Genomic DNA, 11997 nt, shown 5'->3' on the forward strand with positions numbered 1-11997 from the left:
ATGAAATGACTAGCTCTCTACTGACTTGATTACGCTATTGAGGTTTTCTGATGACAGATCGGCATTGAGAAACTCCCGATCCTGAGGCAGGTCGATGATCAATTTGGCGATCACGCCAAATGTCAGCGTGCCGTTTTCAACGTCATAATTCAGAATATGGCCACCGCCTTGGCGATCGTCAGTAATAAAGTGTTCGTGGTAACCCGCGACATTAATTCCCTGAGTATAAGCTGGGCTGCGAAACCCAATAACGCTGCCGTTCCGGTGTTCAAAATGAAACGTCGGCTGCCCTTCAATGGCCTCCTGCATCGGCTTATAAGGCCGGCACTGCCGAGGGACGGTACGCGTTTCAACACAGCGAAAACGTCCATCAATCCGCAACGCACAGAACAGGTTGTCCGTTCCTACGATCTCATCGATCTGGCGATGTACGTCTTCACGTGAGGTCCAGCGATGAAAACGGATCGTTTCCGTCGGGCGGAAGAACGTCATTACCGCGAATGGCGTTTTCTGCTCCGGCCTCGCTGCCCGTGCGCTACCATCAGATAACAGTTGGAAAATCTGACTATTTAATGCAACCAGTTCCCCATCCAAACTATTAAATGTTCCTAATCCAAAGTCGCCATACTTCAGTAATTCAGCCATCGTTCGGCTACCTTCGTATACGCCATTTATTAGCCCACTCATTAATGAGGTCTGATAAATAACGCAGTCTGCGTGCTCCTGCCGAAAGTCATAAGCGTAGCTAGCAAAGGCTTCTTCACAGGATTGTTCACCGATACTCGTTTTCATACATTCCTTCTCACCGCCTAATTACTTAAATATTACTAATCTTTAGATAAAGATTGACGCAGGAGAGAACAAAATTCCAATATGCAATAAAGGTCATTTCAAGATCGGAAAGATATGGAGTTACGTGAATGGAACTACGTTACCTGCGCTATTTTGTCGCCGTTGCACAAGCCCGAAATTTCACTCGTGCGGCAGAAAATCTGGGGATGTCACAACCGCCCCTCAGCCAGCAGATCAAGAAATTCGAGCAGGAGATCGGTACACCGCTGTTCAAGCGGCTGACGCGCGGCGTAGAAATGACGGAGGCGGGACAAGCACTGTATGAGGACGCGCGCCGGATTCTGCAACTCACCGATTCGGCGATCGCGCGGACAAGAAGCATTGCACGAGGCGAAAAAGGTAGCCTGAACGTGGGCTTTTCACCGTCGGCCATGTTCCATCCCACCGTGCTTGGGCTGCTGCATTGCTACTGCCAGCAGCATCCTCATGTTCAGCCGCTACCGAAGGAAGAAAACCCAGCATTGCTCATCACCGCGCTGCAAGAACGCAATATCGACATCGCATTTCTGCGCTTACCTTGCGATCTCAGTGATGATATTAACGGGGAAATTTTGGCCGAAGAGCCAATGAAATTGGTGTTACCTGCTGGGCATGCGCTTAGCCATAAAACGCAGGTCTCGCTAAGCGAGTTGCGCCAGGAACCGCTGATTATTTTCCCACGCGAGGTATGTCCGGGGCTACACGATATGATTATTCGGACTTGCTACCTGTCAGGTTATGGTCCCAAACCGAGTCCCTTTGCCCCACAGTTGACGGCCACCATCGGGATGGTCGCCGCAGGCTTCGGCATTACCCTTATACCGGAGTCGCTCGCCTGTATTAAGGCTGATAATGTGACCTATCATGATATCGGCATGCCCGAAGTCCATACACAAATTGCGGCTATCTGGCGTAAACATGAACGATCGGCCGTGATCGTGAACATGATCCACCTGATACGCCAGCATCTAAGTCGCCAACATTCCGATTAATGCCGCTAAGTAGAAAATTCCAGCAATCTGCTCGTCAAAAAACTAGTAATTGATATAAATTCTTATATGATATTAGTTATCATTATCATTTTTGACGGGTGGAGAAATGCTGACAGCAATGATCACAGCTTGTGGGCTATGGGGTGTGAGCTGGTGTATGGGGAAGCATCTGTCTAGTGCCTGGGGCGTGCTGTTACCTTGTGCCATTATGCCGTTGCTAGCGCTGCTCAATCTGAACCTGACGCACCTGAAAGTGATTATCGCCATCGCTTTATTGGCAACCCTCGCCATGCTGTTTCATCAACGTCTGCGCCACTATCTGCTGCTGCCATCCTGCATTGCGCTGGCTGGCGGTTTGGCGGCGCTATCCGTCATGTTTAATTTGACGACGTTATAAACACACGCGGAATGATAAACAGCACGGAATGGCCAACAAACGCAGAAAATCGCTATAGCTAAGAATAAGATAAAAGAGAATAAACAGAGAGGAAAATCAGGAAGATACCGAGGCGTTCGGTGGTGCGAAGAGAGGGACTTGAACCCTCACGTCCGTAAGGACACTAACACCTGAAGCTAGCGCGTCTACCAATTCCGCCACCTTCGCACTGAGAACGTTGCTTGTCTTACACAGTACTATTTTATGCAATAACTGTCTTATGCGGCAAACCTATCACGACATGGTGCGAAGAGAGGGACTTGAACCCTCACGTCCGTAAGAACACTAACACCTGAAGCTAGCGCGTCTACCAATTCCGCCACCTTCGCAATTCTGTCATGTATTTCTGGTCACGCAATACTGATTACTGCTTCGGTTCGACAAACCAGAACCGTCGTAGTGATGTTGGTGCGAAGAGAGGGACTTGAACCCTCACGTCCGTAAGAACACTAACACCTGAAGCTAGCGCGTCTACCAATTCCGCCACCTTCGCAACACTGCTTTACGCAATATCACTACGGGGGCGAATTCTAGAGGTTTTCGCGTTCACGTCAATGATTATTTCCTCTGGAATGCGGGGTTTGCTGCAAAATTCATCATCTCACAACGGCGTTGCGCGTAAAGAGTTCATCGAGCCATTCTATGAACACCCGAATCCGCGGCGCAAGAAAGCGACCGGGTGTATACATCACGTAAAGCGGCATTGCGGGCGGCGGTATCTCCGGCAAAATTTCTACCAGCTCTCCGCTTTCAAGAAAAGGACGCAGACCACGACGCGGCGCCTGAATAATCCCCAGCCCAGCGCACGCACCTGCGATATAGGCATCAGCACCGTTTACCTGCAACGTGCCGGGCAGCATACGCGTAATACGCTCGTCGCCAGACATAAATTCCAGCGGATAGAGGAACTCGGTACGCAGAGAGAAATAACCCACCATGTGATGCCCCGACAGGTCATCAAGCGAACGCGGCACGCCATATCGCGCCAGATAGTCAGCGGACGCACAGGTGACCTGCGGCATCGACGGCAAATGGCGGGTCGCTAGCGTCTCATCATCCGTTTGCCAGGCACGCAGCACGCAGTCGACGCCTTCACGCAGCACATTAATCGCTGCATCGTTAGCACTCAGCATCAGCGTCACTTGCGGATAACGCGCATAGAACTCACCCAATGCTGGAACAACGATTTCCCGCGCCAGAGAGTGCGGCATATCCACCCGCACTTTACCAACCGGCTGTAGCTTTTGCTGTGTGAAAAGCGTGTCGAGCTCTTCAATTTCAGCGAGCAATTGCAGGCAACGTTCATAATAAACGCGCCCTTCATCGGTGATGTGCACCTGGCGGGTCGTGCGTTGCAGTAAACGTACACCCAGCCGTCCTTCAAGCTGTTTGATGGTGTTGCTCACCGTCGCACGCGGTAACGCCAGACGCTCCGCTGCACGGCTAAAGCTGCCCAGTTCAACAATACGAACAAAAACCCGCATCGCTTGAATATGATCCATCGCCACCACCATTGTTGGTTATTTTTGAATAGTGTTGCATAAAAAGCGGTATTTATCTTTTTTGGATAAACAACCAGACTGCTTTCAATGCCAACGAGATGAGGAAGATGACAATGCAACAGCGCAAATTAGGAGCTAACGGTCCAAAGGTTTCAGCGATTGGGCTAGGCTGCATGGGAATGAGTGATTTTTACTCTACTGCGCAGGATGAAAAAGAGTCCATCGCCACGTTGCATCGCGCACTGGAGCTGGGCGTCACCTTGCTGGATACCGCCGATATGTATGGCCCTCACACCAATGAACTGCTGCTGGGCAAAGCGATAAAAGGCAAGCGCGAGCAGATTTTTCTGGCGACTAAATTCGGTATCGTGCGCGATCCGGCAAATCCCAACGCTCGCGGTGTCTGCGGTAAACCGGATTATATCCGTCGCTCGGTGGAAGGCAGCCTGACGCGGCTCGGTACGGACGTTATCGATCTTTACTATCAGCACCGTATTGATCCGGCGGTTCCAATTGAAGAGACAGTGGGCGCGCTGGCCGAGCTGGTTAAAGAAGGCAAGATTCGCTACATCGGCCTGAGTGAAGCCTCCGTCACCACGCTGGAGCGTGCACATCGTGTGCACCCGATTACGGCGTTACAGAGCGAATATTCACTGTGGACGCGCGATATGGAGGCCGAGATTCTGCCCACCTGTGAGCGTTTGGGCATCGGCTTTGTGCCTTATAGCCCGCTCGGGCGTGGCTTTCTGACTGGCGCAATTCGTAGCCCGGACGATCTGGCTGCCGACGATTTTCGTCGCACCAATCCACGCTTCTCGGGGGAAAACTTCGGAAAAAACCTGCAGTTGGTAGAGAAAATTAACCAACTGGCGCAGGAAAAACAGGTCACACCATCACAGTTGGCGTTAGCGTGGGTACTGGCGCAGGGCGAACATATCGTGCCGATTCCAGGCACCAAACGCCGCCGCTATCTGGAAGAGAACGTTGCGGCGCTGGATGTCACACTGACGAAAGAGGAACTGGCCGCCATTAATGCCATCTTCCCGCCCGATGCCGCAGCAGGTGAACGCTACGGCAAGGAGAGTATGGCGGCGCTTAATCAGTAACGGACGTATCAGTAATCGAGATTACCGGCGGCGGCCTTTGCCTGTGCGCGGAGGGCGTCCAACGGTGGCCTGATACACCTTGAAGCGTCCGGTCTGCGCCAACACTTCATGGCTACCAAATGCGGCATCTAACAGCGCCGGATAAGGCAGGAAGGCGTTAGCGACGATGCGTAGCTGTCCACCAATCGGTAAATGGGTCACCGCACCACGAATCAGCATTTCCGCGGCTTGCAGGCTAGTCTGCAAGCCATCATGGAACGGCGGATTGGACACGATCACATCGAAACGGCCATCGATGTCTGAATAGACGTTACTGGCAATCACACTGCCTTCCAGCGCATTCGCCGCCAGCGTAGCTTTGCTGGACTCCACCGCTGCGGCGCTGACATCACTCAGCGTCAAGCGGATTTTCGGTGATTGTTTCGCAAGCACCGATGCCAGCACGCCCGCACCGCAGGCGATATCCAGCACTTTGCCTTTCATATGCGGCTCAAACGTAGACAGCAGCAGTCGGCTACCTGGATCCAGATCATCACGACTGAAGACGCCCGGAAGCGTTTTGACAGTCACGCCGTCCGTCACATATTCGTCCCACCACTCATCCAGTGTGAAGCTGGCCTGCTTATCAATTCGACCGTGGTAAAGCCCACAGCGACGCGCACTGTCGATTTTTACCAGTTCAACGAAGTCAGACAGCACGGTTTCAGCGCTGCGTACGCCGCTGCGGTTTTCCCCGACAACGAAAATCTCCGCGCCGACCGGCAGCAGTGAAAGCAGGTTACACAGTTGGAATTCTGCTTCTTGTTTGCTCTTCGGCCAGTAATAAATCAGCGTATCGCTATCCGCCACCAGCTCAGCGTCCGCTACCAGACTGTATTGAGCATTATCCCCAAGTGGCTTTGCCATCTGTTGCCAGTGGTGATATTGGTTGCAATGGACACGTACCGACGCCGCCTCAAATTGCGCGGGCAGGGTATCCTGCAAATCACCGGCAAACAGAACTCGGCGTGAAAGAAATTCGTCACTATGGCGCAGTATGACTTCACTGGCGGGGGTTAATGCGGACATCGGGCTACGGCTCCTTAATCATTGAACGGGGGATTATATACGCTTCGGCCTCGAAGTTGCAGAGCGGAGAGGAAATAACCGCACCGACGTTGGCGCAGCATGGCGGGGTTTGTTAGCATAGGCACGAATCATTTTCTCGCACGCCAGACAGGATAACGCATGGAATCAAGACGTGACAGGCTGCTACAGCAACTGGGGATTACGCAGTGGACCCTGCGTCGCCCGACGGTGCTGCAAGGCGAAATCGCCGTCAGTCTGCCCGATCAGGTGCGTCTGGTGATCGTCTCCGCCGAACCGCTGGCCGATGATGAACCGCTACTGACCGACGTTCTGCACAGTCTTGCGCTCACCCCTGCGCAAGCCTACCGCCTGACGCCGCAGCAGATAGAGATGTTGCCCGCCGATGCACGCTGCCATAGCTGGCGGCTGGGCATCGCGGAGCCCATTGCGCTACAGGGCGTTCAGCTTTCCAGCCCTCTGCTTTCCGAACTTTATCAAAATGCCGACGCCAAACGGGCGCTGTGGCAACAGATCTGTGAACATGAACACGATATCTTCTCTGACGCCAGCCGATCTGGCACAAGCCTTTAAAATTGAACAAGCTAGCCACGCCTTTCCCTGGACGGAAAAAACGTTTATCAGCAATCAGGGTGAACGTTATTTCAATCTGAAATTGAACCACGACGGGAAGCTTGCCGCCTACGCCATCACGCAAGTGGTGCTGGATGAAGCAACGTTATTCAATATCGCCGTGCATCCCGACCACCAGCGTCAGGGGCTAGGTCGACAGCTATTGGAACACCTGATCGACGAGATGGAGCAGCGCGGTATTGTGACGCTGTGGCTGGAAGTCCGCGAGTCAAACGCACGGGCTATCGCGCTGTATGAAAGCCTGGGATTTAACGAAGTCTCCGTGCGCCGCGATTACTACCCCGCGGCACAGGGTCGGGAAGACGCCATTCTCATGGCGCTGCCACTCGGTTAACGGCTTTACCTATACTCCTCGCGACAAGGCGGGTGCCATAATGTGCGCCCCGTCCCGCTCTGCCTTTTTTCCCGACAGAAAAATCCCCGCAACGTGATCGTCATAAATAAAACCTCGTTTCTTTTTTATCACAATAAGGTTCCATTTCATGTTTCTGGTTTGCAGGCATGCCATGGTTTATCCGTTATCTACGAGGAATAATATGAAAAAATACACTCTGGCCACGACGCTCCTGTGCGGTTTATTCTCTCTTTCCGCTTACGCGGTACAAGTCACGGCGGTTACGGCCTCCGCTTATGATTCAGACAAGGGCCACAAGCCTGCCAATATTGCCGACGGCGACGTAAAAACGCGCTGGGCGGCAAATGGTGAGAGCTGGGTTCAGTTAGAACTGGATAAAGAACAATCCGTTGAGAACTTTGTTCTGGTTCCTTTCAAAGCGGACGAGCGCAAGCTGAAGTTCTCCGTTTCCTACTCCACCGATGGTAAAGCCTGGAAAAAACTGGCCGACAATCTGGTCACGTCCAGCAATGCCAAAGACGGTGAAAAATTCACCTTCCCTGCCGTTAAAGCAAAATTCTTTAAGCTGGATACGTTTGGCACCGATGTGAACAAGTGGAGCGCCATCAACGAGATCAGCTTTAACAGCGCTGCGCAGGTTCCTTCTCAGGCAATTAAGTAACGGGTTGGGATAGTCTGGCGCTCAGGCTAGTTCATGCCGATTTCGTGGAAAGCACCACACCAGCAGTTGCTAACGGGTGTGGTGCTTTCCAGCCTTGTTGTCCCCCCGCACCTCGCCTTCTCCTTCTTCATCGTTACCCACATTTTCCTTAGCGTTGAAATAAAAATCATTCTCAACTAAGATGCGCCTGAAATTTGACCTCCTATCGCTCCGTTTCAGGCACCAGACATGTCATCAGCCAATATTGATACCTCAGCAGATATGCATCAGCTCTATTGTCAGCATCACGGCTGGTTGCAGGGGCTATTGCGTAAACGGCTGGGGAATCTGTGTGACGCGGCCGATCTGGCACAGGATGTGTTTTTACGGCTGCTGCTGAAACCACGGCAGTTCGACAACCATGCCGGTGCGCGAGCTTATTTGAGCGTGATGGCGCAGGGTATGTGCGTCGATCTTTGGCGTAAACGCGAAATTGAGCGGGTCTGGCTCACCTCGTTAGCCGAACAGTCGGAGCCGGTTGCGCTGTCGGCGGAAGACAGCAATATCATTCTCGAAACCCTGTATCAGGTCGATGCGATGCTGCGTGCGCTGCCAGAGAAGGTGCGTGCTGCTTTCATCATGGCGCAGGTTCAGGGGCAACCTTATCGGGAAATTGCCGAGACGCTGGGCGTTTCCGAACGCATGGTGAAAAAATACATGGCGCAGGCCATGCTGCACTGTGTGCTGCTGGAAGCGGAGATAGACGCGGACGGTCAGGCTGTTCATTCATGAGTAAACCCAGCATCAATAAACCCAGCTTTATTGCCTTGCAGCAGGCATCGCAATGGTACGCCCAACTGTGCGATCGGGAACCTGACGATGAGCATTACCACCACTGGCAGCGCTGGATGGAGGAAAGCGAAGAGCATCGTCATGCCTGGGAATACGTACAAATGGTCAGTCAGCGTTTCCAACCACTGCGCGGCGATGGTCAGCAGCCCGCACTGAATACGCTACTGCACCAACCTAAATCAATTAGCCGCCGCCGTGCACTCAAGCTGGCTGCGCTGCTCAGCACTGGCTCGCTGCTTTCCTGGCTGACGTACCGCCATACACCGTTGAAAGGCTCGCTGCTGGCGATGACAGCCGATCATCACAGTGCGGTAGGAGAAATCAAATCCCTCACCTTATCGGACAACACTCGGCTGTGGCTGAACACTGCCAGCGCGATTGATATCCGCTACAGCGACCAGCATCGGGAAATCGCTCTGCTGGCGGGTGATATTCTGATTGATACTGCCACCGACGCCCGTCCTTTCTTTGTCACCACGGCACAAGGGCGCTTGCAGGCTCTGGGCACGCGATTCAGCGTCGCGCAGGAATCGGACACGACCACGCTAGCCGTTTACCAGCATGCCGTCGACGTCAACGCCACATACGCTTCCACTGCGCGTCGGGTTAATTCAGGCTATCACCTGCGTTTTAACGCGAACGGTCAGGGTGACATCTTGCCCAACCAGCAGAACGATGCCGACTGGTCACACGGCGTGCTACAGGCGGACAATATGCCGCTGGGAGAACTCGTGACACAGCTGTCACGCTATCGCCACGGCTATTTGGCGTGCCAGCCTGCCATCGCTGATTTACGCGTGATGGGCACCTTCCCGTTAACCGATACCGACATGGCGTTGAACATGCTGGCGCAGGCCTTCCCGGTCCGTATCCATCAACGTTTTCCGTGGTGGGTGACCGTCGAGCCACGCTGATATTGCTCTCATACCCGTCACCCTTTTTAGATACCGTTTTTTGAATACAGACAAAAACTTTCTCTTTTGAGTTCCCCTTTTTCCACTGTCGTTCGATTCACAGTAAAACCACCAATTTTTACTCTGGGTCAGAAGGCGAATTTTCATGGCATTGATTCCATTTTTCTCTACACAGCGCACACCGTCCAAACTGGCGATTGCCGTTCATCTGTTGCTATGTGGTGCACCGCTGCTTGTGCATTCCACCGCAACGGCGACAGAAACGACAACTGCTGCGGCAACCAAAACGTATTCCATCCCTGCTGGGCCGCTTAACCAGCAACTCAACCAGTTTGCTGCCCAGTCGGGCGTTTATCTGGTCGGCGATGCACAGTTGGCGACAGGAAAAACCGGGCCGTCCCTAAAAGGGAATTACAGCGTCGATGGTGGATTTTCAGCGCTGCTGGCTGGGAGCGGGCTTCAGGTGATTCCGCAGCCTAACGACGTCTGGCGCTTACAGAGAATACCGCAAGGAGATGAAATGCTGGTCGTGGCAGGCGTCAACCGCAATGGCGTGACCGAAGGCACACAGTCCTACACCACGCGAAGCATGAACACCGCGACACAGTTGAATCTGTCACCGCGAGAAACGCCGCAGTCGGTGAGCGTCGTAACGCGCCAGCAGATGAACGATCAAAATATGACTTCGCTGGATGAGGCTATGAAGCAAACCACCGGCATCAACGTGGTCAATCAGAATAGCTATCAGGTGAAATACGAATCGCGCGCCTTCGTGATGGATAATATCAAGGAAGACGGCGTTAACTTTTCCAGCCAAAACAGCGTATCCAACATGGGGGCGGTGCAGTCTTCAAGCGAATCTCCCGATCTGGCGATTTATGATCGTGTCGAAATCCTGCGCGGGGCCTCTGGCCTGTCACAGGGAAATGGTGAACCCGGCGGTACCGTGAATCTGGTGCGCAAACAGCCGACTCACAACTTTCAGGCGTCTGGCAGCGTGGGCGCAGGCAGTTGGGATAATTACCGCAGCGAACTCGATGTCTCTGGGCCACTGAACGACGATGCCAGCCTGCGCGGCCGTGTCGTTGGTGTTTATCAAGATAAGCAAAGCTTTAAAGATTACGAGCACAGTGAAAGAAAAGTGCTGTTCGGCACGCTGGCCTACGACCTCACGCCGTCCACTACCGTTACTGGCGGTATCAACTGGCAAAAGACCCGAGGCGTGCCTGATGTGTATGGCGTCCCATTTGCCACCAATAAAAGCAGCCTGAACCTGCCCCGTTCGACCTATCTGGGCGCAAGCTGGAACCGTATCGAATTTGAAAAAATTAATCCGTTCATCGAACTGGAGCATCAGTTTGATAACGATTGGACGCTGAAAACCGCCCTGAATTATGTCCACTCCCGCGCGGCAAGCAGCTATATCGGAATCATGAACGGCACGAGCGGCGTGAACCCGGCGACGGGAAATTCGTCGCTGAACAATAACCTACGCTACGACAATAAGGCTGAACAGTGGGGCTACAACCTGAGCCTGAACGGTCCGTTTGAACTACTGGGACGCAACCATGAACTGGTGGTGGGCGGTGATTATCAGAAAGAGAACTTCGATAACAACCACATCCGTATCAACAACACCAGCGCCGTGAACATCTTCAACTGGCAGCCCAATTCGCTGGCAGAGCCAGATTGGTCAAATGCGAGTCTCTACAGCAATAACTACAATGACCGCTTTAATCTGTACCAGCGCGGCGCATTCGCCACAGCCAGATTCGAACTGGCGGATGACTGGAAGCTGATTCTGGGCGGCCGCTACAGCGCCTATAGCTATGACGAATACTTCACGAACCATATTCGCAACACGTCTTCGCTCAGCAGCCTGCATGCCAGCAATGAGTTTGTGCCTTACGGTGGCCTGCTGTGGGACTTTGCCGACAACTACACCTGGTATCTGAGCTACGCCGAGATCTACAAGCCGCAAAGCGAAAAAGATCGCAACGGTAAACTGCTGCCCGCCATTACTGGCACCAACTATGAAACCGGCGTGAAAGGGGAGTTCTTTGATGGCGATCTGAATACCTCGCTGGCGCTGTTCCGCATCATTCAAGCGAACCGAGCGATGGCAGTCGCGGATAGTTCATCTTGCCTGATCGGGACAAGCTGCTCGCAATCCGAAGGCAAGGTACGCAGCCAGGGAGTCGAGTTCGATATCACGGGGAAACTGGCTGAAGGCTGGCAGGTTCAGGCGGGTTATACCCTGACTAACAGTAAATACCTTGAAGGAAGCGCGAGCGAAAAGGCCGCGCAGTTCAGCCCACGCACGCCGAAGCATATGTTCAAACTGTACACCTCATACAACCTGCCAGGTGAGCTGAACCAATGGACGCTTGGCGCGGGAATGACGGCACAAACCGAGACACAAACCTACCCTAATCGGGTTTATGGCTTGCATCAGGGCGGCTACACGCTGTTTAACGCCAATATCCGTTATCAGCACAGCAAAAACCTGAGCTTCAATCTGGTAGGCAATAACCTGACGGATAAAACCTACCTCCTGAACCTGAATAACCGCCACCTCAGCGGCAATAACTATTACGGCGACCCACGTAATTTTATGCTAACCGCGAAGTGGAATTTCTAAGCGCACTCG

Annotated in this window: 13 protein-coding genes and 3 tRNA genes; 10 read left to right on the forward strand and 6 right to left on the reverse strand. The window is 53.1% G+C overall.

Annotated elements, in window-relative coordinates:
• Positions 1–9: 9 nt before the first annotated feature.
• A complete protein-coding gene (gene budA, locus A0G03_RS05980; RefSeq protein ID WP_048258743.1) occupies positions 10–792 on the reverse strand; it encodes an acetolactate decarboxylase in 783 nt (260 codons plus the stop codon).
• 128 nt (positions 793–920) lie between these two features.
• Here budA and A0G03_RS05985 point away from each other — a divergent pair, with 128 nt between their 5' ends.
• Together A0G03_RS05985 and A0G03_RS05990 are read left to right on the forward strand one after the other, a co-directional pair.
• The gene (locus tag A0G03_RS05985) at positions 921–1823 is read left to right on the forward strand and encodes a LysR family transcriptional regulator (RefSeq protein ID WP_048258742.1); all 903 of its coding nucleotides are present in this window, start codon (positions 921–923) and stop codon (positions 1821–1823) included.
• A 106-nt stretch (positions 1824–1929) separates the two neighbouring features.
• Entirely contained in the window at positions 1930–2220 is a 291-nt protein-coding gene (locus A0G03_RS05990; RefSeq protein ID WP_048258741.1) for a DUF1435 domain-containing protein, read from the forward strand.
• A 120-nt stretch (positions 2221–2340) separates the two neighbouring features.
• On the opposite strand, the gene A0G03_RS05995 is transcribed toward A0G03_RS05990, so the two are convergent.
• The 4 genes from A0G03_RS05995 to A0G03_RS06010 all read right to left on the reverse strand — a co-directional run bounded on the left by A0G03_RS05995 (position 2341) and on the right by A0G03_RS06010 (position 3761).
• Positions 2341–2427: transfer RNA gene (locus A0G03_RS05995), tRNA-Leu, on the reverse strand.
• A 74-nt stretch (positions 2428–2501) separates the two neighbouring features.
• Positions 2502–2588 (reverse strand) — tRNA-Leu (locus A0G03_RS06000).
• A gap of 77 nt (positions 2589–2665) precedes the next feature.
• Positions 2666–2752: transfer RNA gene (locus A0G03_RS06005), tRNA-Leu, on the reverse strand.
• Positions 2753–2855: 103 nt separating this feature from the next.
• The gene (locus A0G03_RS06010) at positions 2856–3761 is read right to left on the reverse strand and encodes a LysR family transcriptional regulator (protein ID WP_048258808.1); all 906 of its coding nucleotides are present in this window, start codon (positions 3759–3761) and stop codon (positions 2856–2858) included.
• Positions 3762–3874: 113 nt separating this feature from the next.
• Here A0G03_RS06010 and A0G03_RS06015 point away from each other — a divergent pair, with 113 nt between their 5' ends.
• The gene (locus A0G03_RS06015; protein ID WP_048258740.1) at positions 3875–4867 is read left to right on the forward strand and encodes an aldo/keto reductase; all 993 of its coding nucleotides are present in this window, start codon (positions 3875–3877) and stop codon (positions 4865–4867) included.
• Between the two features lie 21 nt (positions 4868–4888).
• On the opposite strand, the gene rsmC is transcribed toward A0G03_RS06015, so the two are convergent.
• Positions 4889–5935 (reverse strand): 16S rRNA (guanine(1207)-N(2))-methyltransferase RsmC, encoded by a 1047-nt coding sequence (rsmC, locus tag A0G03_RS06020; RefSeq protein ID WP_048258739.1) that lies wholly within the window; start codon positions 5933–5935, stop codon positions 4889–4891.
• A 159-nt stretch (positions 5936–6094) separates the two neighbouring features.
• On the opposite strand from rsmC, the gene A0G03_RS06025 reads away from it, so the two are divergent.
• The 7 genes from A0G03_RS06025 to A0G03_RS06050 all read left to right on the forward strand — a co-directional run bounded on the left by A0G03_RS06025 (position 6095) and on the right by A0G03_RS06050 (position 11988).
• Positions 6095–6526, forward strand: coding sequence for a DNA polymerase III subunit psi (locus tag A0G03_RS06025; RefSeq protein ID WP_048258738.1), 432 nt, complete (start codon positions 6095–6097; stop codon positions 6524–6526).
• The gene (gene rimI, locus A0G03_RS06030) at positions 6477–6920 is read left to right on the forward strand and encodes a ribosomal protein S18-alanine N-acetyltransferase (protein ID WP_048258737.1); all 444 of its coding nucleotides are present in this window, start codon (positions 6477–6479) and stop codon (positions 6918–6920) included. Before A0G03_RS06025 ends, rimI begins: the two co-directional genes overlap by 50 nt.
• 202 nt (positions 6921–7122) lie before the next feature.
• Entirely contained in the window at positions 7123–7602 is a 480-nt protein-coding gene (locus tag A0G03_RS06035) for a discoidin domain-containing protein (protein WP_048258736.1), read from the forward strand.
• Positions 7603–7635: 33 nt separating this feature from the next.
• On the forward strand, positions 7636–7782 hold the full coding sequence (locus A0G03_RS21850; protein ID WP_157860048.1) for a hypothetical protein: 147 nt from the start codon (positions 7636–7638) through the stop codon (positions 7780–7782).
• Positions 7783–7830: 48 nt separating this feature from the next.
• A complete protein-coding gene (locus A0G03_RS06040; protein ID WP_048258735.1) occupies positions 7831–8373 on the forward strand; it encodes a sigma-70 family RNA polymerase sigma factor in 543 nt (180 codons plus the stop codon).
• On the forward strand, positions 8370–9347 hold the full coding sequence (locus A0G03_RS06045) for a FecR domain-containing protein (RefSeq protein ID WP_048258734.1): 978 nt from the start codon (positions 8370–8372) through the stop codon (positions 9345–9347). Before A0G03_RS06040 ends, A0G03_RS06045 begins: the two co-directional genes overlap by 4 nt.
• A gap of 145 nt (positions 9348–9492) precedes the next feature.
• Positions 9493–11988 carry a TonB-dependent siderophore receptor gene (locus tag A0G03_RS06050; protein WP_048258733.1) on the forward strand — a complete coding sequence of 832 codons (2496 nt, stop codon included), beginning with the start codon at positions 9493–9495 and terminating at the stop codon, positions 11986–11988.
• The last annotated feature ends 9 nt before the right edge of the window (positions 11989–11997 follow it).

This window comes from Pectobacterium peruviense (assembly GCF_002847345.1).
GTDB classification, from domain to species: domain Bacteria; phylum Pseudomonadota; class Gammaproteobacteria; order Enterobacterales; family Enterobacteriaceae; genus Pectobacterium; species Pectobacterium peruviense.

Coding starts and splice junctions, on each gene's coding strand:
- budA (WP_048258743.1), bottom strand. CDS start 792: ATGAAAACGAGTATCGGTGAACAATCCTGTGAAGAAGCCTTTGCTAGC.
- A0G03_RS05985 (WP_048258742.1), top strand. CDS start 921: ATGGAACTACGTTACCTGCGCTATTTTGTCGCCGTTGCACAAGCCCGA.
- A0G03_RS05990 (WP_048258741.1), top strand. CDS start 1,930: ATGCTGACAGCAATGATCACAGCTTGTGGGCTATGGGGTGTGAGCTGG.
- A0G03_RS06010 (WP_048258808.1), bottom strand. CDS start 3,761: ATGGATCATATTCAAGCGATGCGGGTTTTTGTTCGTATTGTTGAACTG.
- A0G03_RS06015 (WP_048258740.1), top strand. CDS start 3,875: ATGCAACAGCGCAAATTAGGAGCTAACGGTCCAAAGGTTTCAGCGATT.
- rsmC (WP_048258739.1), bottom strand. CDS start 5,935: ATGTCCGCATTAACCCCCGCCAGTGAAGTCATACTGCGCCATAGTGAC.
- A0G03_RS06025 (WP_048258738.1), top strand. CDS start 6,095: ATGGAATCAAGACGTGACAGGCTGCTACAGCAACTGGGGATTACGCAG.
- rimI (WP_048258737.1), top strand. CDS start 6,477: ATGAACACGATATCTTCTCTGACGCCAGCCGATCTGGCACAAGCCTTT.
- A0G03_RS06035 (WP_048258736.1), top strand. CDS start 7,123: ATGAAAAAATACACTCTGGCCACGACGCTCCTGTGCGGTTTATTCTCT.
- A0G03_RS21850 (WP_157860048.1), top strand. CDS start 7,636: ATGCCGATTTCGTGGAAAGCACCACACCAGCAGTTGCTAACGGGTGTG.
- A0G03_RS06040 (WP_048258735.1), top strand. CDS start 7,831: ATGTCATCAGCCAATATTGATACCTCAGCAGATATGCATCAGCTCTAT.
- A0G03_RS06045 (WP_048258734.1), top strand. CDS start 8,370: ATGAGTAAACCCAGCATCAATAAACCCAGCTTTATTGCCTTGCAGCAG.
- A0G03_RS06050 (WP_048258733.1), top strand. CDS start 9,493: ATGGCATTGATTCCATTTTTCTCTACACAGCGCACACCGTCCAAACTG.